This window comes from Maribacter aquimarinus, from assembly GCF_047345505.1.
GTDB lineage: Bacteria > Bacteroidota > Bacteroidia > Flavobacteriales > Flavobacteriaceae > Maribacter.
The window spans coordinates 44614-68152 of sequence record NZ_JBLFEO010000011.1 but is presented as its reverse complement, the minus strand read 5'-3'; the positions used below and the strand labels follow the sequence as shown (position 1 = coordinate 68152).

Genomic DNA, 23539 nt, shown 5'->3' with positions numbered 1-23539 from the left:
TGGCCGGTTAGATTTGCGGTGTGGAACATGACCCGGCCCGTGAAGGACAAGGCCCTATGGTTCCATCGAAACAGATTCATGTTAAAAAACGAATAGTTATGGTTAGTTTACTTCCCTTGGTCAACTGGAACAATGGCATTATCATGATCGCCGTATTCGCCTTGGTGTGCATTATTTTGGTCAGTGTGCTCATTAGCCTAATGAACAGCGGCAAGAAGAAGGAAGACTCTTAGGGCCTTTCCTTGGGCGCGCCCGCAGAGGGAAAAGGAGGGCTTTGCCCACAGGGCGGGCCCGGCCAAAAATATCCGTTGGAACATCCACTTTGCGACCCAAAGAGACGTGTTTGTAGGTCTAAAAGCCCAATCTGTAAAAAGATTTATGGGCCGGTCTGCGGTGCACCGTCCGTAACGGTCAAGGCACCATCCGTTCCCAACGCGTTAAGCGCCTTTGTCCAAGTGGGCCGTTTGCGCCAACCCGCAAGGTAATGGGTATTTGCCCCTAGTGAAAAGGCATAAGGGCATGCCCAATTTCTTTTTGGTACCCATACGGGCCTGGGGCCCTGGTATTTTTTCAAGGCACCGGGAAGGGGCCTTCCTTGCTTTGGGCGGTTCCCTCCTTGCCGCAAAAGAGGGCTTTACGGTGTTTGGCACAACGCCCGGGTATGGGCCCCATTACGCGGGTACATTCTAAATTTAGGGTGCCCATGGGGCTTAGGTCAGGGGAAAAACATATATTTAAGACCCAAACGGGCCCATTTTTGGCGGGGGCCAGGGCGGCTGCCCCTGTTCGTGCCAACTGCCGGTCACCGGTTCCGGAGCCCATTCTTTGGGTGCCATTTGCCCCAAAAAAGGCACACTGGGCTACCGTTGGTCGATTTGTTAAAAAAAACTTAAAAAGTATGGGGCTGTTCCCGCGCTTATTTATTAACTTTATAAAATAGTCCGTAAGCTATGCTAAAGAATTTTGTACGCCGCATCGGATTAATGAACGTTTTATTGCTTTTGGTTGTCCTTTCCATCATTGTCATTGCAGAAGTGCGATTTTTGCAGGGCGAGAAATTGGAGGCCATATTCATAGGCTTATGGGCACCCACCATCCTAGGGTTCATGAATTACCTGAAATACCGTAAATAGTGGAATTTGTGTTAGTTTACTCAATTATTGTCGCGCTGGTTTTTATGGCGTGGTTTTACTTCATCGTGAAGATGTACCATAAAATGAAAGATTAGGCCTTCCCTTCTTCTTGGTCCGGTCTTTATGCTTTTCCCCTGTTCCTTTTTGTACCCCGTTCGCTGGCTTTTGCCGCTTTTTTGTGTCGTTTTTCAAAGTCCCTGCCGGTACGTGCTGTGCCGAGCGGTTTTTGGCACCAGGTTTAGCCCAACGAAAACGGCGCCGCTTCCAGGGGCACGGCGCGGTTTGGATATTTCCTCAGGTAGCCCTCGGCCAAGCGCTGTGCCTCCAGGGTGTTCTTCTGTTCAACGAGAAAAGGTTCCAGGTCGGCCAGGCGTGCCACGGTCTGCGCTTTGGGCACATAGCCATAGCCGCGGTACCGGAAGGCCTGGATCAGCACAAAGCCCTCTTCCTCTGGGTGCCTTCCCGAGGTGCGCAGCACATAATCCCCCTCCTTTTCGGCCAGGTTTTCAATGGCCGTGCGCACGCGCTGGTTGTAGGCCTCCCGGTGGGCGGTGTCCCTGCAGATGCCCACGCATTGGGCAATCTTGTAATGGCTGCAATGGGCCACGCCTTCCTGCAGGTGGCAGTACTTGGGGCACAGCCCAAAGGTTTCGCACAAACGTTCCATAAACGCCCGGCATTCCGTTGGGCTGTACAGGGTGGCCAGCGCATTGGGCGCCATCTTAAGTTTGTTGTAGGCCAGGTGCAGTACCCCGTTCCTGTCTTCGTAGCTAAAGATGCCGTAGGGCTGTACCGTACGTTTTTGGGCCCGGTTGTACTTGGGGAAATGGTGTTTGATCTCCGCACTTTCCAACAAGAGGGCAATGATCTCGCTCCCTGTTTCACAAAAGTCCAGAAAAGCGGTATCCGCACAGAGTTGCTGTTCCTTTTGCTTTTTGTCATAGAAATGTCCCAGCACCCTTTTTTTTATGTTTATGGCCTTGCCCACATAAATGATCTTTCCCTTGGCATCCTTAAAGTAATAAATGCCGGTGCGCTGCGGTAGTTTCTCAAATTCCGATCGGGGCAGGGCCGGGGGTAGGGTGGCCTCTTGGGAGCGGGCGTTCAGGAATTTTTTAAAAACGGCATCGGCATTGGGGCAATGCAAGAGCTTTTGGAAGAGCAGCACCGTGGCCTTGGCATCCCCGCGGGCACGGTGCCGATCGGACAGGGGTATGCCCACGGCGGCACAAAGCTTCCCCAAGCTATAGGAATGGTAGCCCGGCAACAGTTTTCTGGAGAGGCGTACGGTGCACAGTTTTTTTTTTGGAAAAATCAATGCCCAATAGCTTCAGTTGCCTTTTTATGATATTGTAGTCAAAGTTCACGTTGTGGGCCACAAATACGGCATCTTGGGTCAAGGCCATGATTTTTGGGGCAACGTCCCGCAGCTGTGGGGCCCGGCGCACCATGGCATCGTCTATTCCGGTAAGCCCGGTGATGAAGCCCGGAATAGGACACTGCGGATTCACCAGTGAGGTAAACTCGTCCACCACCCGCTGTCCATCGAACCTAAAGATGGAGATTTCCGTGATCCGGTGCCCCTCTTTGCCACCCCCGGTGGTCTCTATATCGACAATACTGTACATTTCCCTTTTCAAATCAAAAAAAACACCACTGCCCACTACAAACTTCTCATTACAAACTACCCACTACCCACTACCCACTAAAGACTGACCACTCCTCCCTTTTACCTTTACAATGACCGATTTGCTGATCGGCGTATGGCTCTTTTTTGCGTAATGGTTGTGGGGCACCAGTACGTTGGTCTCCGGAAAATAGGCCGCCAGGTTGCCCCTGGGAATGGCATAGGGAAGCACAAGGAACTGCTCTGCCCGGCGCTCCTTGCCATCGTAATGGCTGCTGAGGTCCACCACCTCGCGTTCGGCAAAACCGCGCTCCTTCATGTCCTCGGGGTGCATGAACAGTACCCTACGCTCGTTGTAAACGCCCCGGTACCGATCGTTGAGCCCGTAGATGGTGGTATTGAACTGATCGTGGGAGCGAATGGTCATCAGCAGAAAATCGTCCGGTTCCATCTGGTGTTCCGCCGGTGGGCAGAGGCTAAAGCGGGCCCTGCCGTTGGGCAGTTTTGAAAAGTCCAGCTGGCGTACATTGTTGGGCAGGTAGTAGCCCGTACCCTTGGATCGTTCCTCAAGGTCCCGGAAGCTGGCGATCACTTCGCCCAGTTTCTTGCGGATCAGGGCATAATCGTTCCCCAGGGAAGCCCAGGGTACCGGATGTCCCTCCCCAAAATACGCGCTGGCAACGCCTGCCACGATTTCCGGTTCGCTCTTTAAACCATGGGCCTTGGGCGGCAGTACCCCTTTGGTGCGGTGCACTTTGCCCATGCTGTTCTCCACGGTGAGAAAGCGCGCCTTTCCGTCCTTGATATCCTGTTCGGAGCGGCCCAGGGTGGGTAGGATCAGGGCGGTTTTTCCGGTGATGAGGTGGCTTCGGTTCAGTTTGGTGCTCACCTGCACGGTAAGCTCGCATTGGTTCATGGCCGCGGCGGCATAATGGGTGTCCGATACGGCCGAGACAAAATTGCCCCCCAGGGCCATGAACACCTTTACCGCACCGGAGTGCATGGCCTCCAGCCCGTGCACAGTGTCCAGCCCGGTTTCCGTGGGGGCATCAAAACCAAACACTTTCTTTATGGAGGCGTTCAATGTGGGCGATACGTAGTGCATGATGCCCACCGTGCGATCCCCTTGCACGTTGCTGTGCCCCCGCACCGGGCAGGTGCCGGCGCCTTCCTTGCCCAGGCTTCCCTTTAACAGCAGCAGGTTTACCAGTTCCTTGATGTTGTCCACGCCATTTTTGTGCTGGGTAAGGCCCATGGCCCAGCAAATGATGATTCTTTCGTTTTTGGCCAACAGCTCCACTGCCGCATCCACTTGGTCCGAGGCCACCCCGCAGGCCTTCAGCAGCGCGGCTTCGGAATAGGTTTCCAAGTCGGCCATCAGCGCCTCGTATCCTTCGGTATGGGTCTGGATGAATGCATGGTCAAAAACGGCCTCCCCGGCTTGGTCGCGTTGGGCCAACCGTTTTATCAACAGTTTCATCAGGGCCACATCGGCATTGATTTTTACGGGCAAAAAGAGGTCCGTGAGCACGGTGCCCTTGGTAATGCCCTTGAGCTGTTGTGGGTTTTTAAAGCGGACCAGGCCGGCTTCCTCCAAGGGGTTCACGGTAATGATCTTACCGCCGTTATCCTTGCATTTTTGGAGTGCCGAGAGCATTCTGGGGTGGTTGGTGCCGGGGTTCTGCCCCAGGATCATGATCACTTGGGCCTTGTTAAAATCCTCAAGGGTCACCGATCCCTTACCTATGCCCAAGGTTTCCGAGAGCCCCACGCCGCTGCTCTCGTGGCACATGTTGCTACAGTCCGGCATGTTGTTGGTGCCAAAGGCCCGCACAAAGAGCCCGTAGAGAAAGGCTGCCTCGTTGCTGGATCGTCCGGAGGTATAGAACATGGCCTGGTGGGGAGTGTCCAGTTGGCGCAAGTGCCCGGCAATGAGCTCAAAGGCTTCTTGCCAGGAGATGGGGCTGTAGTGCACCGCTCCCGGGCGCAGCACCATGGGCTCAACGAGCCTACCGCTTTTCCCTATCCGGTAGTCGCTCCATTGGGAGAGGGCCTCCACACTGTGTTGCGCAAAAAAGTGGCGGTCCAGCGTAAGGTGGGTGGCCTCCTCTGCCAAGGCCTTGGCCCCGTTTTCACAAAATTCCCCCAGTTTGGAGGGCTTTTCGGGATCGGGCCAGGCGCAACCGGGACAGTCAAAACCTTCGGTTTGGTTCATCTGTGCCAGGGCAGAAAAGGATCTTGCCACCCCCATTTCCTTGAAGGCGTGGGCCATGGCCGCTTTTATGCCTTCCACCCCGGCGGCGTGGGTGGCCGGGGCGGTGGTTCTGATGCCGGTAAATTTTATTTCCCCCGTGGCAGAGGTGTTGCGTTTCTGCGATGTGTCCATTGAGCGTATTTTTTTCCAAAGTTAGTCATCGTGGGCCGCACTTTTCGGGTCCAGGCCAAGATATTGGGCGGGGGCAAATAGCCCAAAAAAGGTTAAGGTGCTTCCTGTGCACGCCCCTGGCCTTTCGTGTTTTTCCGGGTGCACGTGCCCCTTTTTGGGCATGGTCACGGGGTTTGGGTTTCTTTCTGTCCCTGCCCGTGTTGTGTTCCATCCATTACAATGCGGGTGTTGTGGTCCCCTGGCGGAGGTTGAAACCAGCATGCCGTCCTTCCCTTTTCGGGTCTCGTCGTCTTCCACCGGGGCGTCCCTTGGGGTCATCGGGTATTGGCCAATTTGGGGTGTTCCTGTCCCCTGGCCCATCCTTTGATGGCATACCTTGGGCACCCTGTCTTTTTTTGCACATAAGGTCATCGGGCCAGTGCGTAAACCTCGGTTTTGCCCACTTCTTCTGTTATTTCCTCGTTCTGGAGGGCATCGATCCAGGGTCCATCACCAATTATCTCCATCGGCCATAAACCGCCTTTTTCCGTTCCCATTGGCAGGTCTTCACAGCCTCAAGGGCCATCCCTTGGCCAAGGTTCCCAAAACCCACATAATCTCCACTAAGGTATGAAATAAAGAAGGATCGTGTAAGGTGTGGGAGATGAAAGGGGAGGTTGGGGCCTGCCAAGACGAGGGAACTGCTGGGATGTGGTTTGTGGGGGAAGTACCGGTCCCGCTGGGGCATCAAAGGCCAGCTTTGTATGCCGTTGCACCGGAAACCGGAGCCCAAGCCTGGGGCGTCTTGTTTTGTGTTGCAGGCGTTCCGGGTGCTGTGGACCTTGTAAAAAAGACCAATGTCCCGCACCGGAAAGCACTCCGGTCTCCCCCGATCCCATCGTGCTCCCTTTTGGCGGGACATATTTTTTTGTTCAAAAGGCATGGAACCCACCAACAAAAACAGCTTTTGGCGTGCTGTCTGCCGGATGCATCCGGTTTTTGGTTGGGCGGTTCCCTATATTGTTATGGCACCACAAGGTCTTTTGCTCCCGGTGGCACACTGCCTAAAGATGGCCTAATGCGGGACACCCCTTTCATGGGGCGTTACCAAGCGCATTTGGCTTCATTTTCGGTTTTTTTTTTCTGCACTGTCTTCATAAAAAAGAGCGCTTAGTGCGCCAGCATCGTTCTTACCAGGGCAACTATGGTGCTTGCACAGCCAAAGGAGCTCCAGTTTGGTGAGGCCATACGATTCCAAAAAGAGCGTCACCCTTTTGGAGGCCAAGTGGGCCAAGTTGAAATGGTTGTCCATCGTGGGCATATGTTTGGTTCTGTATTGTTGCCATTTGCCAGATGGCAGGCCACGACCGGGGGCGTCTTGTTTCATTTTTCGCTAGGGTAAAGATAAGGGGCCCTGCTTCGCCCTGCCATACCCAATGAAGGGTATTTTCGCCAACCCGGTTTGTTTTGCCAAGGGATGACCTTGTTTTTTTCCAGAACGGGCAAGCAATGCCCTAGGCCCACAAAATGGGTCCATTACCGAATAATCCGGGCATTGGGCCAAAAGTGCGGGCTGGGTTCCAATATTGCCCTACCTTGTTCGGTCGTTGCCATTGGGAGTCCCAAGCTGCCGTGCGTAAGGCATTTCCCCTGGGATGCAGGAACACTGTGTGCACCTAAAGGAACTGAATGATGAAAGTAGGCATATTGATAAGTGATTTGGAGACCATGCCCCATTGGAAGCTAAGGGTGATGGACCTATTGCTGAACCACGACCAGGTGGCGCTGGTGGTGCTCACCAAGCCCATTAGCCCCAGTGTCCTGCAAGGCGCGCGATTCAACGGGGTGCTGGGTACGCCCGCTTCCAGGCTGCTCTTTACCCTGCAACAGGGTTTGGAGCGCAAGCTGTTCCCTTTTGCCCCCACTCTGGACCGTGCCCAATGTCTGCAGCGCTTGCAGCAGGCAGAGCAGCTTTTCCTGAGCCCTTATGAACAGGGCGGGAACCCCGTTTTTTCAGAAGAAGACGAGGCCCAATTGGCGTCCGCTGGGATAGGCCTTATCTTTCAGACCGATTTTAACGGGTTTCCGGGCACCGTGCCCAAGAGCGTGGCGCACGGTATTTGGTCCCTTGGCAGCCAAGACCAAACCCTCGGTCCCAATACGTCCTATGGGTTTCGGGAGGTGGCCATGCGCAAGGATGGGGTGGCCGTGAACCTTTACGCCTCTAGGCATGCGCTGGGGGAGCAGATTCTGTTGGATTCGGCCTTTTTTAACATCAGTTGGTCCTATGCCAGAACCAAAAAAATGGTGGAGGAGAGCAGTGTTTCCTTGATCGTGAAACATATCAATGGGCTGCTCAACGGGCGATCGGTCCATTCCAGTGCTTTGGCTGTCCCTGTGGATGGACCACTTGAAAAGGGGGGCTTGGGCACGGTATTGCCTTACTGCACCCGGTTCTCAGCAACCTTTTTGGAAAAGAGCTTTCAGAAAATTAAGCACAGGCTATTGGGAACGCGCTATGAGTGTTGGACCCTCTTTCTGGGCAGCGGGTCCTTTTTGGATGCCGATATTGCCAGAATAGCCCCAGTGCCCCTGCCGAAGAACGAGTTTTGGGCCGATCCCTTCCTGGTGGAACACGAGGAGGGCGACCATATTTTCTTTGAAAGTTTTGAGTACGACCGTAATTTGGGCAAGATCTGCTGTGCCCCACTGTTGGGCAATGAGGTGGGCCCCGTGCAAGATGTGCTGGTGACGGACTACCACTTGTCCTATCCCTTTGTCTTTAAGCATAAGGGCCAGTGGTACATGATGCCCGAATCCAGTGAGAACGAACGGCTTCAAATCTACAGGTGCATTAAATTTCCTTTGCAATGGGAACTCCACGCCACCGCTTTTGAGGGCGAACGCGTGGCCGATGCCACTTTTTATACCGATATGGACGGGGTGCAGTGGTTGTTTGTGAACAAATCCGATGAGCCCAGTGTAAGTTTTGCCAATGAGCTGCACATTTACAGGGTGGACGATTTTGACACCATGCAGCTCACGCCCCACCAGCAGAATCCCGTGCTCATGGATACACGTGCGGCCCGCGGCGCCGGTGCCCTTTTTGAGGAGAACGGCATGGTGTACCGCCCCTCCCAGCACACCGTGCAGGGCATCTACGGGAAGGCGCTGAACATTAATCGGATACACCACCTTAGCTTGGAAGCCTATAAGGAAGAGACCGTGAAGACCGTGCACCCCGACTTCAGGGACGATCTCATGGCCCTGCACCACCTCCACCAGACCAAGAAACGCTTTGTCTTTGATGCCTGCTACGCGGCGCACTAAAGAATTTTGGGGTTGTTTTTTTAAACGGGAAGATGATGGTAGCTTGGTAATGTCGGGTCCCCAATGGCCAGGGCCCACCACTTTTTTGGTGCCAAATTTCAGGGGTTGGGGCCGTGCCTGCCAAAGGTAACGACAAACGGGAAAGCCGATTTTTGACGGTGGGCCAGCCCTTCCCTTGAACCCTTCCAAAGGCATCCCTTTCCCTTTCCAATCCCAAAGATTTCCTTATCTTTTGAAAATACCTGTTAACGGGTATGGAAACGACCAGGGAAAAAAGCCAATTTCCCATCGAATTAAAACCACCTGATCATGAAATTGTCCAGCCACCTCTTTTTTGTTTTTTTTCTAGTGTTCCTCGCTTTTTCACTACCCTCCAGCGCTCAGAAACAGGGAGCGGTGCTGGGTGATGCCCCGACCTGGGTGGTGGAAAGGAAATCCGGTTTGGGTGCCTACACCTCCACCATCGATTTTAAGGATGAACGCAAGCAGCTGCTCATGGCCGGCCAAAGCTATGGCACCAATTACGGCATCTATGCGTCCATCAAGATGGGAAAGTCTTCCCTTGGGGCTCGATACCGCACCCTGGAGCGCATATCGTTTGAGGTGGTGAATTACAAGCCCATCTACTTCATTGGCATTGACAGCGTGGTGGTGGGCAGCGGACCATCAAAGGATGGGCTGGTCTTTAAAATATACACCCGTGCCATGAGCCAGCAGACCACTTTGGTCTTAGATCGGCAAGCATTGGCGCACATCCATTTTGAAAAGGGCAGCTACCTGCATTCCCAAAGACAGCTCAATCCCATGTTCCCCAGGTTGGGGAAAGATGGCCGGGCGGTGTTCCTGGAAGACGGCCGGGTGGCCTGTGATCCCGATAACGGCAAAGCGTTCGATTTTGAGTTCTTTTACAAGGATGGCAGGCACGTGGTGCGCAAACAAGATTACGATAGGGAAGGGGAAAGGGCACAGGGAGACGGCTACAAGGGAGAGATCGCCCTGTCTCTGCCGGGAAGGCGCTGTAGGCACAGTTTTAACAAAGTGGTGTTTTAAATGGCTAGGTCCTTGTTTTGCATATTTTTTCTCTGGGGTGCCCTGCTTTGGGCCAATACCCCTGCAATGGAGGCTTTTTTTGATGCCGCCAAGAACAAGGACTATGGCAAGGCCCAGTTGGTTGCGGAGGAAGTACGGGTTCCCGAGCTGCGCTCCCTCCTAATGGAACTGGCCAAAATGATGGCCCAGAGGAAGCCCGCACCGGACTTTCTGTTGGCGCAGGGCAATAAGGGGGATAGGAGAACGGAGTTTGCAAGGCATATGGTGGCCGGATATCACTTTTCGGAAGGGAACATCCCAGACCATTTGGAGGCCTTTAAGCGTTTTTCCGAGGCCCTGAAGATGGCCGAGGACATGAACAACGCCATTTTTTCCAAGGCTGCCCTCATCGGAATTTTAAATCTGTTTTCAAGGGAAATTTTCATTGGCGGCAAACAGTACAAGCCTTATTTGGAACGCTTTGCGGCCTTGGGCACGGACGCTGCGGACAAGGCCCTGCTCATTATGTATCAACTTGTCTTTCTCTCCAAGGGGGATGACGATCTGGACCGGGTGGATGCCCAGTATTACGCACAGTTTGAACGCTTGGACTCCATTTTTGAAAAATTGCCCAAGACCCATCCTTTTTTTCCCAGCTACTACTTTGAGAAGGGCATGTTCCACAAAATTGAGGGGGATAAGGAAAGAGCCCTTGGATTTTTTCTCAGGGCAGATAGCCTCTCGGCCCAAAAGGACAATAACGGCCCCTTCCGGGCCTCGGTGGCCTGGCAGTTGGCGGCCGTACATTACGAGCATGACGAGCTACCTCAGGCCTGGCGTTATCTCAACCTTTACAGAAAGGGCAAGTCCAACAACTTGTGGGATGCTTTTTACGATACCCGCTTGGCCTCTTTGATTTTTGAGAAGCAGGGACAGTATGACAGTGCCTACCACTACCTGCAGCAGTCCGTGGAGACGGAATACCTCTTGGGTTACAAGAGGAACACCTTGGAGACGGCGCTCCTCACCGTGCGCAATGAGACCGATCAGCTAAAATTGGACAAGCTCCGGTTGCAGGCCAGCACGGCCACCAACAGGAAATGGGCCATTTTTCTGGGAGGGATGCTGTTGGCCGTGGCCATGATCGCGATATTGGCACAAAAGAACGCCAAGCGCAAACAGTTGGTGGCAGAGCAGGGCAAGGTCATTGAAGAACAGAAAGTGGCCACCCTGCTCAAGGAACAAGAGCTCAGCACCATAGACGCGATGATTCAGGGACAGGAAAAAGAACGGAGACGGGTGGCCAATGAACTCCATGACGATCTGGGAAGCCTTATGGCGGCCGTGAAGATGCAGTTCAACGCCCTTAAGGAAAAAAAAGGGGAACGTACGGGCGGCAGCCTGGAGAAAACCGAGGAGTTGATCAACGAGGCCTATGGAAAGATCCGGGCTATTGCCCATGCGAAAAATTCCGGACTTATGGCCAAGAAAGGCCTGTTGCAGGCGGTACGCCAAATGGCCGGCAAGGTGTCCGTTGCCAAAGACCTGCACATACACGTTATGGACCATGGCCTGGAGGCCCGTTTGGAGAACAGTATGGAACTCACCCTGTTTCGCATGGTGCAAGAGCTCATTACCAATGTCATTAAGCACGCGGCCGCCACGGAGGTGAACATCCACATCACCAACCACGGCGACATCCTCAACATTTTGGTGGAAGACAATGGCCGGGGCTTTGATGTGGGCAGCACCTCTATGGCAAAGGGAATGGGACTCCGGAGCATAGACAAGCGCGTGGCCCATTTGCACGGTAACATGAACATAGAATCGGGCCCCGAGAACGGGACGGTGGTAATAATAGACATTCCATTATGATACGATTGGCCATAGCCGAAGACCACCAGTCCTTGATAGACGGTTTGGAGCTTCTATTGAGGTATGAAGAGGACATAGAGATCGTGGGCACCGTAAATGACGGTGCCGCCCTGGTAAAGCTGGCGCGGCTAAAAGAGCCCCATATGGTGGTCACGGATATCCGCATGCCCAGAATGGACGGTATTGAGGCCACCAAGATCATCAAGGCAGAATTTCCGCACGTACAGGTATTGGCATTTTCCATGTTCGATCAGGAAGAGGCCGTGACCCAGATGCTGGCGGCCGGAGCCACCGGCTATGTGCTCAAGAACACCGCCTTGAAGACCGTATTGGAGGCCATAAATGCCGTGGCCGGGGGCACTACTTTCTATGATCCCAGCCTGCACCTTACGGATGGCGGCAGCCGGGGCAATACAAAAAAAGGGGTGCTCACCAAGCGGCAGAGAGAGATTTTGAAGCTCATTGCCCTGGGCAAGACCTCCCGTGAAATCGCGGATGAGCTCTTTATAGGCATCCATACCGTGGATACCCACCGAAAGAACATGGCCCGCATTTTGGGCCTGAAGGGAAAGGGCGAACTGCTTCGCTACGCCCTGGAACGCAAGTACGATTTTGGCTGAAAGGGCAGTGGTTGGTACGGAGCATCAAATATTGGGTATGGAGTTGTGAGAAGCTGTTTTTCCAATTGGTACGGATGTATTTTTACTGGGCCTTGGTTTTTTTTGCCATTGGTCCTAAAATCCTAAGTCTTTTCTCTTGGCTTTTGTCTCCTTTACCTGTTCTTGATGTTTGTCCCTTGTTTCAGCGCCGTCATGGCGTGGAGCCCAGATGTTGTTTAAACGCGGGAACCAAGTTCCCCGCAACGTGGCCTTCTGGAGATGGGCGCTGGCCGTGTCAAGGGCGGAGTGTTGGGTTGTTGGTCCCTGGTCCCAAAAAACACCGGCAATAGCCAAACCAAAAACCCTATTTTGAAGCTAAAAAACCATAAGACGATGAAACATCCAAAACAGAACACCGCAAATCTGCTCTTTGGCTTTTGCCTCTGCGCAGCGGCGCTCCAACCCTTGTTTGCGCAGGGCGAAACGTATTATAGAAGCAACGGAAACGGAATAGAAAAGACGAGCATGCAGCAAGTGCGTTCCCAATTGCGTTTTGAGGGGGCGCAGGAATCCGGCGATGAGGTTTTTAACCTGGGACTGCTCAAAATAGCGTCCAACCTCATTCCCCTTTTGGTGGATGAAGCCTCCAAGCTGTTTTACGATCCGGACAATTACAATAAGGAATATGCGGCCCATCTCGATTTTTTTGATGCCAACGGCACTTTCAGGGAGCTGGACCCCAACCGTACCCTGATTTTTGAAAAAAGGGGCACCGATGCCCAGGGCAAGGAAGTGCTATTGTCCCGGTTGGAGTTTGCGTTGGGAGCAGTGGGCAATGTGGAGGGATACCATTACCTGGGTCTCAAGGCCTACGAGCTCAATCATGCACAGGCCAAATTAAGCGCGGCCAAGCAACGCCTCAACTATGTGCTGGACATCCATTTTTACTATTTTGATGCGGCCGACAAGGCCCAGGAGTTTCAACTCAACCCCATTTTGCTCAGTGGGGTGCGGCTACCCTCCAAGGGCACCGTGGAAAACGTGGCCTACCAGGTGGTGCCCAAGATGAAAGTGTTGCAGCGCATGCAGTTGCGGGTGCGGGAGGTCAATGCCAGTAAACAGAACTGGGACACCTATTTGAAATTGTACCGGAGCAATCGCGATCAAATTTCCCGTTTTTTGATCCGGGCCCTGCCGGGTGGTTGAGCAGTAGTGGGGCAAGGACCGTTGCAACGGCAATGAGCCAGAACGCCGAGAAACCGTTGTTTTGGGTAATTGCGTTCTATTCAATGCCCTGGGGGGCAAGGGCAGAACGCCAAGGGCTTGGCAAAAAAAAATTTGGGTAGCTTTGCCTAGATGCGGCACATCTTTCCCGGGTGGCGGTGCACCTCCAAAAAGTAGGGGATGGGTTTCGGGTTCAATTAAAGAATTGATTTTCCAGATCATACCACATAGAGCCAAATATCAGATTTCCCCAACCTCCTGAATCCTTGTCCCAAACACCGGACATGTAGCCACCGCCAAAACTCTGCTTGGCCGGATAGCCCACATCTTGGTTGTAGGTGTAGAGATCTACCAAATCTTGGTCTTTATAGTATAGGTTGGCCATAGCGGGAATGGCCGAGGGTTGTGAAGTGCCCACTGAGTTCAATGCTGTGCCATTGAAAAACCTGACATCGTTCCAACCCCCATCTGCCGTGCTTCTCAAGTATTTGGAAAGTGCCTTTATCACCTTTAAAAGGCTTTTTTCCGTTGTTCCGTCCGTGGTGCTCGTGCCCTCATACGGAGTATCGGAAATGGTGGTGGAGCCGTTCAGGACACCATCGGCCGTTCTGTAATCGTAAAGCCTGTCATTGGGGAAATGGTTTGCCATGGCATCCGTGTGGGCCATCCTTACCGCAGCCTCGGTACTGATCCAAGAGTAAGCAATACCGGCAAAGGGCGTGCTCTCCGTGGCCCTGGACATTTCCCAAACGGTGCCATCGGGGAAAACCCCGTATTTGAGCCATACCTTAAAAAAATTTCTGGTATATGTTTCCCTCTCCACATCATTGTTTTCAACGGCCCAGGAATGTACATAGCCCACAATGTCCCAAAACCTGTTGTTGTAAACGTCTTGGGCAATGGTGACCTGGAAAAGGTCATTGCCCTGCGCGTCTTGCACCGGAGGGGCATATCCTGACAATCTTCCCCTATAGTATGGGTCGGGAAAATGATCGGCGTCCCAACCAGTGCCAAAGTAAGCATTGTCCAGCCTCTGCTTGAGCCCTTCGTGGCAGAGATGGGCAAATCTGGCGAACCAATCGGCAATATTGGTCTTGTCGGTTTCGGTGAGCACCGTTTCCAGTTTTTTTACAAAGTTGTAACTGTCCTTCATTTTTAGGGCCTTGCTCGCCATGATCCAATGGTTTTCCGGCTGGTTGTCCCAGCGCAGGGTATGGGAGTTGTTCCAATAACCCGTGTATAGGTCGTTGGTGTTCACAATGGCCAATATTTCCGAGGCAACGGCATTGGCCATTTTTACGTCATCTACGGCGTAGGCATAGACGGCGGTGGTGTGCAGGTTATGGCCTTCCCTGTTAATTTTACCATTAAAGCTCTGTGACATATCCTTTTCCCCAAAGATTGGCCTATGCTCCCCGGGGTCTTGCATAAAGGATGTGGCAAAAGAGCGGACCTGGGCAATGTCATCATTGAACCCGGGACCAAATACAAAACCATTTTCAAATCTTTGTTGAAGCACCGCCTTGGCCTCGTTGGTATATAAAAAATTCTCGCCATGATTCGTTACGGTGATGGTAACAGTAGCCGTCGCTGGGTTCGGTTGGGTATTGCTGCCTTGATTTTGGGCGATATAGATAAAGGTATCGGTCATAGGCTGCGGAATGTTTGGTGCAACATAGGTCAGGGTATTATCGTCGTTTAGGGTGACTGTTCCCTGGCTGGGGTTGGAAACATTTGTGATGGTGGTTCCCTGGGTATCGGAGAAGCCATCATTGGCCAATACGTCCAGAATTGTTTGGCTGTTCGGGAGTAAGGTAAAGGCATCATCCACGGCTACCTCCTTGTCATTGGGGGCCAGCGCCACGTACTCGGCTAGCAAATCACTGTCTTTACTGCAGGATGTTACCAAAAAAAACACAAATAACAGGGAATTGTGCAAGGGATGGGGTGGAAAACTGGGGACGAATTTCATAACGTAGGTAGGAGTTTGAAATTCAAAATTATTTATTATTCGAACATAAACGCTATAATGTTCAATTTATTCGATGAACTACCTAAATGTTTTAAAATAAGAACGTTAATTAGCCATTTTGAATACATTAATCGACTTTAATTGGTATACTGCCGGTGTTTTTAAACGGGTGCTAGTCTACGGTCTACGTTATCGTATCGAGAGATCGGCTGCCTTCCTTGTCATCCGCGCCAAAAGCCCGCTAAGGTTCAAGCGCCAGTACTCAAGGCCGAAAAGCGGCCAGCAAGACATCATCTGTAACCATATCGGTGAACCGGTCGTTCAAGGGTCAAGGCAAGCCTACCCGATAAAACTCAGGCGCATCAGGACCAAAGACCCTGAAACGGGCAAGGCCATCCTGCTGCTGACGAACCACATGGATATGGAGGAGCAGAAAATATCGCTGCTCTACCGCCCGAGATGGAAGATCGAGATTTTCTTTCGATGGATAAAACAGCACCTTGGAATCAAGGTGTTCTGGGACGAGAACGAGAATGCCGTCAAGTCGCAGACCTGGGTCGCCATGGCACTTAACTGATCGTGGCAATTGCCAGGCACCACTACCAAATCCAATAAAGTATGCACGAGATGCTACAAATCCTGAGCGTCTTTACTTTTTATAAAGTACCTGTAAATGAGCTGTTTAACAGAGAAGCATTACAAATTTCAAAGAGCGAAGATTTTAAAAAATTGAAAATGCGTTAGCTACAGCAGGACACTTTTGACTAAGTACTCCATACACTCTAAAACTTCCCTTTACCAACTACCCACTAACCATCATAGGTATAGCCATACTTACTGCCATAGCCCAAATTCATAAGCGGCACATCGTTTAGCACCAAGCTCATGTTCTTCAGTTTTCCGGTTTGCTTGGCCTCGATGGCAAAATCCATTAGGCGCTTTTTGGTAAAGCCCGCCCGGGTCACATAAAGGGTAAGGGACGCGTATTTGTTGATGAGGAAGGTATCTGCAATGAGGAGGGCCGGAGCCGTATCCACAATGACGTAATCGAATCGCCGCTCCAACTCGTCAAACAGCTCGCCCAGCCGTTTTTTCTGCAGCAATTCCGCTGGATTGGGGGGGATGCTCCCCGAGGGCAGAATCCGCAGGTGTTCGTTCAGGTCGGTTTCCTGTAACAGATGCATCAGTTCCTGTTGCTTGTTCACCAAATAGTCACTTACGCCCAACACCTTTCTCAGGTTTTTTTGGTAGCGCTGCAGTTGGGGGTTCCTTAGGTCGCCGCCCACCAGCACCACTTTTTTTCCGGTCAAGGAAAGGGTGATGGCCAAATTGGTAGCCACAAAGGTCTTACCCTCGCTTTTGATGGTGGAGGTCACAAAAATGGAAATCCCCCGCTGGCCTTCCTTGGGTCTGGTCTGCAGGTACTGCAGGTTGGCAGACAGGATACGGAAGGCCTCCGAGAGTACGGAGCGGTCGTTTTCCCTCACCAGCTCATCTTCCTTTTTGCCAATGCTGGGCAGTTCGCCCACAATGGGAATGTCCTTGTTCAGGTTTTCCAGATCTTCCCGGGTCTGTATTTTATCATTGAGCAGTTCCTTGCCGCGAATCACCAGAAAGGGAAGCAGCAAGCCCAGGATAATAGCAGCCCCCAAGACAATTTTGGGACTGGGGAAAATCTCCCCATTGGAACTGTAGGCGCTGTCCACAATCTTGGCCTTGGGCCCGGTGACCGAGAGTTCCAGGGTGTTTTCCTCGCGCTTCTGCAAAAGGTAGAGGTATAAGGATTCCTTGATGTTCTGCTGGCGTTCAATGCCCCGTACCTGACGTTCTTGTCCGGGTACTCTGGAAATTTGGGAACCTAAGGCCCCCGCCATACGGCGTAGATTGTCCTGGTTGATGATCAGGTTTTGCCTTTGGGCCAGCAAACTGGCCTTTACGTTGGAGCGCAACTGTCCCAATTGTTCATTCAAGCGAACCACCAAGGGGTTTTTTTCCGTAGATCCCGCCAACAGCCGATTCCGTTCCAAAATCAAATCGTTGTAGTCGTTCACAAATTCATTGCCACCGCCCTCAAGGCCCAAGTTGGTGGGCAATAGGTTGTCTTCCCCGGAATCAATATAGCTCAGCATAGAGCCGGTTACCTCCAACTGGGTCTCCACCTGTTGTCGCTGTTGGTTGTAATCGCTCACATTTTGGATCATCATGTTCGATTCTGCGCCAATGTTGGTGAGCCGGTTTACCTCCTTAAACGATTCCTTTCCCGATTCCACACTATCCAATTCGCTGTTGATGATCCTTAGGCGTTCATCGATAAAATCCGCCGTGTTCTTGGCAATGAGGTTTTTGTCCTCAATGGCCTCCTTGTTGTACTCAAAAATCAATTGGTTCAGGATATCCTCCGCCATGCGCCGTACTTTGTGCGTTAGGCTCAATTGAATCAAGGTGGATTGTTCGTCCAAAAGTTCTACTTTAAGGGCCTTGCTGAATCCGGAAGCCACAGCGCCCACCGGCAAAAATTTCAAGACGATATCGGACCATTCCTTAGCTTCTGTTTCGCCATCGTTGGCATTGAGGATGACAAAATCCACAAAACTTAAACTAATGGGGGCATTGAATTCCGTGTCAAGGACGGCTTCGGTGTTTTCTGTAATCAGCTGTAAGCGGTTTTCATTCAATTTTCTTACTCTGAACACGTGATTTTCTTCTTCCATCGCCAGCCTCAATTTGGCTTCGTCCAAGCGAAGGACCTGTACTTTGATCGGGCTGTTGCGGTAAAGCTGTTGGGGAATGAGCTGGCTATCATCCATATACTGAATGTTAAGATCCAGAGCTTTTACAGTGTTCAACATCAAGCGTTTGGAGGTTAACAAGCCCAGTTCATTGGCCATACTGTTGGTGCTCATCCCGCTGAAAAGGTTTACGTCAAAAGCATTGGAGGCTCCTGAACTGCTGCTGTTTTCCTCGTCCTTTACAATGATGCTGGCCAGGCTGGTATAGTGCTTGGGCGCTAGTTTTATGTAAGTAATGGCAAGGGCCAAAAACACAAGTGTCATTAGCAGGAACCATGGCCAGAACCTTTTGTATTTGTCCAAGGTGGCCCGCAGATCCAATTCATTGCGCTCCTCGACCACCGGGAGATATTTGTATTCTTCTTTAGCCATATAGGGGAGTTTTACTTTAAAGGATCTGTTGTTTTTCTAGACCAATCATATTAAGAATGCGTTTGGCCGGATGGGTTTGTTTCTGTGGGGCAAGTTACATAAAATGAAGCTGCTGGCAACTGGTCGTGGCCATTTTTGAGATAGGTTTGCAATGCGGAATTGATTCTGTTTGGGTTCACCGAGGTGGTGTACCGGTGGGTTCAGTGATGAAGAACAAGAACACCGCGTTCCTTTATGGTCTTTTTATTGGTACCTGTCAAAAGTTCGGGTTTTCAGTTGGCAGCAGTATAGTAAAAAAGTACTGGGTTTTTAGGGTCTTCGAATGCTTGCACGAAACATAGGGGGGCACTCAGCCTGCCATCTTTGTTTTTTGTCATTTACCCAGATTTGCTGGTCGTACAGCACAAGACCCTTAGCTTATGGCTTAAAGCTCTCTTTTTTCCGTCATGGCGAGGAGCCAACCCTTATATTTAAGCAGGAATACGGGCGAAGGCGACGCGGCTATCTGTTGCAATTCACAAAACTACATCCTTTTGTCAGCCTTGTGTCCCGCTAGTAAAATTATGGGCTACCTTCAAAATCCTGCATCCCGAAGGCTCCCCTCCGACCCCGACGAAAAGGTCGGGGCCACCTCCCCTCGAAAATGAGGGGAAGAGCCCTGTTTTTTGCAATCTTCCACCTCTAAAGACGTCAGTCACCACGTTATTTAAACCTTTAAATGGAGCCTCCCAGGTTTTGCCTTAGCCACTAAAAATGGTGGGACGCCGGTTTTCTTTGTGCTTCATGTCCTTGGCTTTGGGTTTATTTTGGCCTTGATCAGGTGGCCCCCATAAATCAGGCCGTAATAGATATAGCGCTTCCACATCCGTTTGGGTTCCTTGATCAGGCGGCCCAACCACTCCAAGCCCCACCGTTGCCAGATGCGGCCCGGTCTGGTGACCGTTCCGGCGTAGAAATCAAAGACTGCACCAATGGCACAGATGGGCCCCTGCACCCTCAGGGCCTCCATGTGTTGTGCGCTCCACTTTTCCTGTTTGGGAGCGGTCATGCCCACGAACAGCACATCTGGTTTAAAGGTGTTCACGGCCTTAATGATGGCGGCATTTTCCTGTGTGGTAAATTCCGCTTTAAAGGGCGGGGAATGGCTGCCCACCCGGATGTTTGGATATTCTTTTCCTAGGCGTTGGCGTATTTTTTGCAAGGTGTCCTCGGTGGCGCCCATATAAAAGCAAGCCCCGCCCTGTTCGTTCAACCGTTGCAGAAGAAACCGGTGCAGGTCGGCCCCGGCAATTTTTTGAATGCTGCTACCGTTGAGCCATTTGGCGGCCGCCACGATGGCCACCCCGTCGGGCAAGAGCACGTCGGAGGCCAACAGGGCCTGTTTGAACTTCGGGTCTTTTTCGGCGATGCAATAGGAGTACTGGTTTATGGTGTTAATGACCATTTTTATATCCCTGGGAAGTCGTTCCAGTTCGTCTGAAAAGATGGGGTACCCCAAACACGGGATGGTGGCTAATGGCGTCATTGTTTGTTGTTATCTTTCTTGAGCCCCCAAACCGGATTCATTTTTGGTTTGCGGCAATCACGGTCTGCAAAATTCCCTGCATACGCTTCTCAAAATTGGAAAGGGTGTATCGCTGATGGTATCGATTTTTTCCGGCTTCCCCCATTTTTTGGCCCTGTAGCGGGTTCCGCAAGAGTTTTTCCATGGCGTTCGCCAAGGCGGCCGTATCTTTCTGTGGGGTTAAAATACCCGTTTTGCCCTGCAGCACCATGTCCGAAATGGCCCCTTCGGGGGTTGTGATGATAGGCAGCCCATATTGCATGGCCTCCAATAAGACCAAGGGAAAACATTCGTTATGGTAATAGGTGGGAAATACGAACACATCGGCCTGGGCAAAAAATTTGAATTTCTCTTGATGATACTTTCTGCCGTGGGCAAACACCTGTTTGCCAAGCCCCAACCCCGACACCGTTTGTTCAAAAAAATCTTTCGAAATGTCGGACCATGCCCCTATAAAATGGCATTCAAAGGAGAAATTCCTCAATTTTAGGATACGGCAGGCCTTAAGCAGTTCCAAGACCCCTTTTTCCCGCATCATATTGGATAGAAATAGAAATTGACAGGGGGTATCAGCCCCTTTGTCTTCCCCTATTTCAATATCAAGGTTTGTTGAATTTTCAATGCCATTGGGGCAGTAATGGACGTTGCGTTCATCCACATACCTTTCAATATCGGCGTACAATCTGGGGGACAGCAAGATGCACTTGGTATTTTTAAAAACAAAACGATACAATAGGTGGTTGACCCTCTTTTTGCTAAACTTCTTCACCCCCTTATTGTGAAAATGATAGATGATGCGTTGGTTGAGTAGTTTTAACAGGGCCACGACCAGCACGTCTTTGTAAAAACCGGTACCCCGAGTGGTGAGCGAGACATAGCAGAGGTCGTAAGATTTTTTCCTTAGCGCGAAGAAGGTGTTCCGCAGAATTTGATAGACCACCTTAGTTTTATACAGACTGCCCTTACCAATTTTATCCAAGGTAAAGGAGGCGGTTAAATTGATGTAATCCGTTTCGAAATGTTGGTTGATCACTTTGCTGCCCTTCAGGTATTGCCCCATAATGGCGGCCCCGTTCACCGGAGGGGGTACGTGCAAAATGAACAATATCTTCTTTTTACCCATCATCGTGAGCTGGTTTATATGTTAAGGATGTTTTTTATTTTGTAGCTCAAGCGCACTTTAAAGCTGTACGGGCGCACGAACTGCTTTATCAAGTGTTTGTCCAGCCCTACCTTGGGGCAAAAGTTGAACTTGTGTGCATCTCCGGCATCCAAGGGGGTGGCAAAGCGTTTATGGGCATCCTGCCCCTTGGTATGGGTGGCCCCGGCCACAAAGCCAATGTTCTGGATTTTGGATACCACCGGAAATACCGAGTACAACTGATGCTGAAATTGGTGAAAGCACCAGCGAATGGCCCAGGAATCCAATTTCCCGGCTGCCTGTTGGCTCAGAAGCCTGGTCATGTCCGAGCCCATTTGGTTGAACCTGCGTTGTTCCCTTCGGTTGGTCTTAAAGGCATGGAATCCAGCCATACTCCAATCTACCGTTTCCCATTGTTTTTTCCAAGTGGCCCAGCCCCAAGAGCTGGCCCGGAGGGTAAAATAGGTGTCGTAGGCATATCCCTCTGGCAGCTGGGCAATGGGGGGGGTGTAGCCCGCAACGGAGAGTACATCCTCATAAGGGCCATAAAAGCGGAGCGCGGCGTTCATGTACCGTAAGAAGTTGGGGGAGGTCAGCAGGTCGTCCTCTAGCACAATGAGGGCTTCATAACGTTGCAACAGTTCGGAAACGCCAACGATAATGGAGTTGGCCAGTCCCTTATTGGCCGCGGCCTCGTTTATCGTCACTTTTTTAAAGCCGGTGATGGTAGCTATATATTCCCGTACCTCCTCTACTTCTTTTTTATCCTCGGGTTTGGCCGCGGCGTCGGAAAATATAAACAATTCCGACTCTGCGGCCAGGTCGTTCTTTTTTAAGGCGGCAATGGCCTTTTTAAGGGGGGTTAGTTTTTTAAAGGTAAATAGGGCAATGGGTACGGGATACGGCATGTGCTGGTAAGTTTGTTGTATGAATGTGCAGTGGGAGGGTACTTTTTAATGGTTGTATTTTTCCATACCCATCTTTACCAAAACGGACTTGATGGCCGTTTTGATCCAGTCAATGGTGGAGGGCGGGTTTACCGGTTGTGACAATGCCTCCGGCCATAATTTGCTGATGGTATCCCGATAAAGTTGGTAGTTCTTGGGCTTGGAGCGGTATTTTGGATCGATGCGCAGCATGGTGTCCAAAAGTTCCCGGTTGTTGAAGGGGGTAAAGGTCTCGTGCACCATATCCCATTCCAACTGATTTTGGGTTTGCCAGCTGCCCGTGCTCACTTCCCAATGGAAGAGGTCCAGAATGGGATAACCCAAATGCGCTTTGGGATGGTTAACTTCATTGAACCATTGCTCCAGGCGCTCCTCGATGAAGCCGATGCCCTTCCAATTGGGATTGTAGTTGAGCAAGTCTGCCCCCGAGGTAAGCACCGGGTGTTTCCCCGACTTATAAAAATAGCAACGGCCCGTTTCCGAACAGCTGCCCTTGATGGCAACGGTGCCCTCTTTAAGGTTTTGGGAGATGCCGTAGGCAATGAAGCCCCAGTCATCCAAAAACGCCATATCGCTGTTCTGTTGGTAGATTTGGGCGAACTCGGCATCCACCGGAATCTGACAGTCCATCACCTGATGGTTGAAGTGCATGATCTTGTTCAACTTGGTGGGAATCCGGATATCCCTTGAAGCGTGGTTCATGTCCCTGTATTTCAGGGTGTAGAATTGCATCCGGTCCTTTACCGGACGGCACGCACTGAGAATGATGCGGCTATCAAAGCCCGCGGTAACGCCTAGGCCCAGGGAGTATTTTTTTGCACCCACGGCCAAAGTACTTTGCAAGAGCTCCCTAAACTTTTCCGATGCGGGCCGGTAGTCCTCAATTTGGTGCTGTTGCACGGGCCAATATCTTTTTTGTTGCATGGTGCGGGAATCCAAGTAATGGTTGGGCACCAGGTGGTGCACCCCCTCGTAGAGGGAGGTGCCGCTGGGGAACCAGTTTTCGCGGTGGTTCCTGACATATTCCGATTCAAAAAAACTCGCGTACCGCGCTCCTTGGGCCACCTTGTCGGCCACCACCATTTTCAGCAATAACGGTTGGGAAGCCACTTGCAATGCCCCTTGGTGTTCCGTGTAAAAAAAAGACCGCAGCCCACAGGCATCGTTGAAGAACAATAGGCCCTCCGCCGTTTTGATGATGAGCACGAAGCGTCCGGACAGTCCATAGAGCTGCTCGGCGATGGCGGTGGGCTGGGGCTTGGCAATGATGCCCTTTAGGATGGCCACCTCGGTACGGGCCGCATTCCCGGGATCTAAAACGTGGCCTAAAAGGACGGCCTCGGCTTGTTCGGCCTCAGCGGCAAAGACGGTCAGGTCTGGATGCGCATAGAGAAGGTGTGTTCCCAAATCATAACGCTGCCAGTTGTCCAGACCCACCACCGCTTCGGTGGTGAGCAGAAACTGCCTTCTAAATTTTAGATTTTCAAAATCCATATTTTTATCTTCACGGGACGGCAACAAATCTTGTTTAACATATCCATTTTGGTCCAACCCGCTTTTTAAATTCCACCT

At 51.5% G+C, this 23539-nt stretch carries 18 protein-coding genes; 8 read left to right on the top strand and 10 right to left on the bottom strand.

What is annotated here, in order from left to right:
- Window positions 1-98: 98 nt before the first annotated feature.
- Window positions 99-233 carry a hypothetical protein gene (locus ACKWCC_RS09750; RefSeq protein ID WP_413995741.1) on the top strand — a complete coding sequence of 45 codons (135 nt, stop codon included), beginning with the start codon at window positions 99-101 and terminating at the stop codon, window positions 231-233.
- 717 nt (window positions 234-950) lie between these two features.
- Window positions 951-1133, top strand: a complete 183-nt coding sequence (locus ACKWCC_RS09745) for a hypothetical protein (protein WP_413995740.1) — start codon at window positions 951-953, stop codon at window positions 1131-1133.
- A 238-nt stretch (window positions 1134-1371) separates the two neighbouring features.
- Here the strand turns inward: ACKWCC_RS09745 and ACKWCC_RS09740 are convergent, their stop codons facing one another.
- The 4 genes from ACKWCC_RS09740 to ACKWCC_RS09725 all read right to left on the bottom strand — a co-directional run bounded on the left by ACKWCC_RS09740 (window position 1372) and on the right by ACKWCC_RS09725 (window position 6512).
- Entirely contained in the window at window positions 1372-2451 is a 1080-nt protein-coding gene (locus ACKWCC_RS09740; protein ID WP_413995739.1) for a GIY-YIG nuclease family protein, read from the bottom strand.
- Entirely contained in the window at window positions 2378-2761 is a 384-nt protein-coding gene (locus ACKWCC_RS09735) for a 3'-5' exonuclease (RefSeq protein WP_413995738.1), read from the bottom strand. The genes ACKWCC_RS09740 and ACKWCC_RS09735 overlap by 74 nt, the downstream gene beginning before the upstream one ends.
- 63 nt (window positions 2762-2824) lie before the next feature.
- Window positions 2825-5146, bottom strand: coding sequence for an FdhF/YdeP family oxidoreductase (locus ACKWCC_RS09730; protein WP_413995737.1), 2322 nt, complete (start codon window positions 5144-5146; stop codon window positions 2825-2827).
- A gap of 1102 nt (window positions 5147-6248) precedes the next feature.
- Window positions 6249-6512 carry a hypothetical protein gene (locus ACKWCC_RS09725; RefSeq protein ID WP_413995736.1) on the bottom strand — a complete coding sequence of 88 codons (264 nt, stop codon included), beginning with the start codon at window positions 6510-6512 and terminating at the stop codon, window positions 6249-6251.
- A 302-nt stretch (window positions 6513-6814) separates the two neighbouring features.
- Here ACKWCC_RS09725 and ACKWCC_RS09720 point away from each other — a divergent pair, with 302 nt between their 5' ends.
- From ACKWCC_RS09720 to ACKWCC_RS09700, 5 genes are all read left to right on the top strand, one after another.
- Window positions 6815-8455: a glucosamine inositolphosphorylceramide transferase family protein gene (locus ACKWCC_RS09720; RefSeq protein ID WP_413995735.1), complete on the top strand. Its 1641-nt coding sequence runs from the start codon at window positions 6815-6817 to the stop codon at window positions 8453-8455.
- Between the two features lie 309 nt (window positions 8456-8764).
- Window positions 8765-9505 (top strand): hypothetical protein, encoded by a 741-nt coding sequence (locus ACKWCC_RS09715; RefSeq protein ID WP_413995734.1) that lies wholly within the window; start codon window positions 8765-8767, stop codon window positions 9503-9505.
- Between the two features lie 12 nt (window positions 9506-9517).
- A complete protein-coding gene (locus ACKWCC_RS09710; RefSeq protein WP_413995733.1) occupies window positions 9518-11359 on the top strand; it encodes an ATP-binding protein in 1842 nt (613 codons plus the stop codon).
- The gene (locus ACKWCC_RS09705; RefSeq protein WP_413995732.1) at window positions 11356-11979 is read left to right on the top strand and encodes a response regulator; all 624 of its coding nucleotides are present in this window, start codon (window positions 11356-11358) and stop codon (window positions 11977-11979) included. Before ACKWCC_RS09710 ends, ACKWCC_RS09705 begins: the two co-directional genes overlap by 4 nt.
- 372 nt (window positions 11980-12351) lie before the next feature.
- On the top strand, window positions 12352-13164 hold the full coding sequence (locus ACKWCC_RS09700; protein WP_413995731.1) for a hypothetical protein: 813 nt from the start codon (window positions 12352-12354) through the stop codon (window positions 13162-13164).
- Between the two features lie 211 nt (window positions 13165-13375).
- On the opposite strand, the gene ACKWCC_RS09695 is transcribed toward ACKWCC_RS09700, so the two are convergent.
- On the bottom strand, window positions 13376-15061 hold the full coding sequence (locus ACKWCC_RS09695; RefSeq protein WP_413995730.1) for an Ig-like domain-containing protein: 1686 nt from the start codon (window positions 15059-15061) through the stop codon (window positions 13376-13378).
- Between the two features lie 211 nt (window positions 15062-15272).
- Between ACKWCC_RS09695 and ACKWCC_RS09690 the strand changes: the two genes are divergently transcribed.
- A complete protein-coding gene (locus ACKWCC_RS09690) occupies window positions 15273-15731 on the top strand; it encodes a transposase (RefSeq protein WP_413995729.1) in 459 nt (152 codons plus the stop codon).
- A gap of 232 nt (window positions 15732-15963) precedes the next feature.
- On the opposite strand, the gene ACKWCC_RS09685 is transcribed toward ACKWCC_RS09690, so the two are convergent.
- From ACKWCC_RS09685 to ACKWCC_RS09665, 5 genes are all read right to left on the bottom strand, one after another.
- Window positions 15964-18315 (bottom strand): GumC family protein, encoded by a 2352-nt coding sequence (locus ACKWCC_RS09685; RefSeq protein ID WP_413995728.1) that lies wholly within the window; start codon window positions 18313-18315, stop codon window positions 15964-15966.
- 781 nt (window positions 18316-19096) lie between these two features.
- Window positions 19097-19840 (bottom strand): WecB/TagA/CpsF family glycosyltransferase, encoded by a 744-nt coding sequence (locus ACKWCC_RS09680; protein ID WP_413995727.1) that lies wholly within the window; start codon window positions 19838-19840, stop codon window positions 19097-19099.
- Between the two features lie 37 nt (window positions 19841-19877).
- Window positions 19878-21005 (bottom strand): glycosyltransferase family 4 protein, encoded by a 1128-nt coding sequence (locus ACKWCC_RS09675; RefSeq protein WP_413995726.1) that lies wholly within the window; start codon window positions 21003-21005, stop codon window positions 19878-19880.
- A gap of 11 nt (window positions 21006-21016) precedes the next feature.
- Window positions 21017-21928 (bottom strand): sugar transferase, encoded by a 912-nt coding sequence (locus tag ACKWCC_RS09670; RefSeq protein ID WP_413995725.1) that lies wholly within the window; start codon window positions 21926-21928, stop codon window positions 21017-21019.
- 45 nt (window positions 21929-21973) lie between these two features.
- Window positions 21974-23461: a hypothetical protein gene (locus tag ACKWCC_RS09665; protein ID WP_413995724.1), complete on the bottom strand. Its 1488-nt coding sequence runs from the start codon at window positions 23459-23461 to the stop codon at window positions 21974-21976.
- Window positions 23462-23539 lie beyond the last annotated feature (78 nt).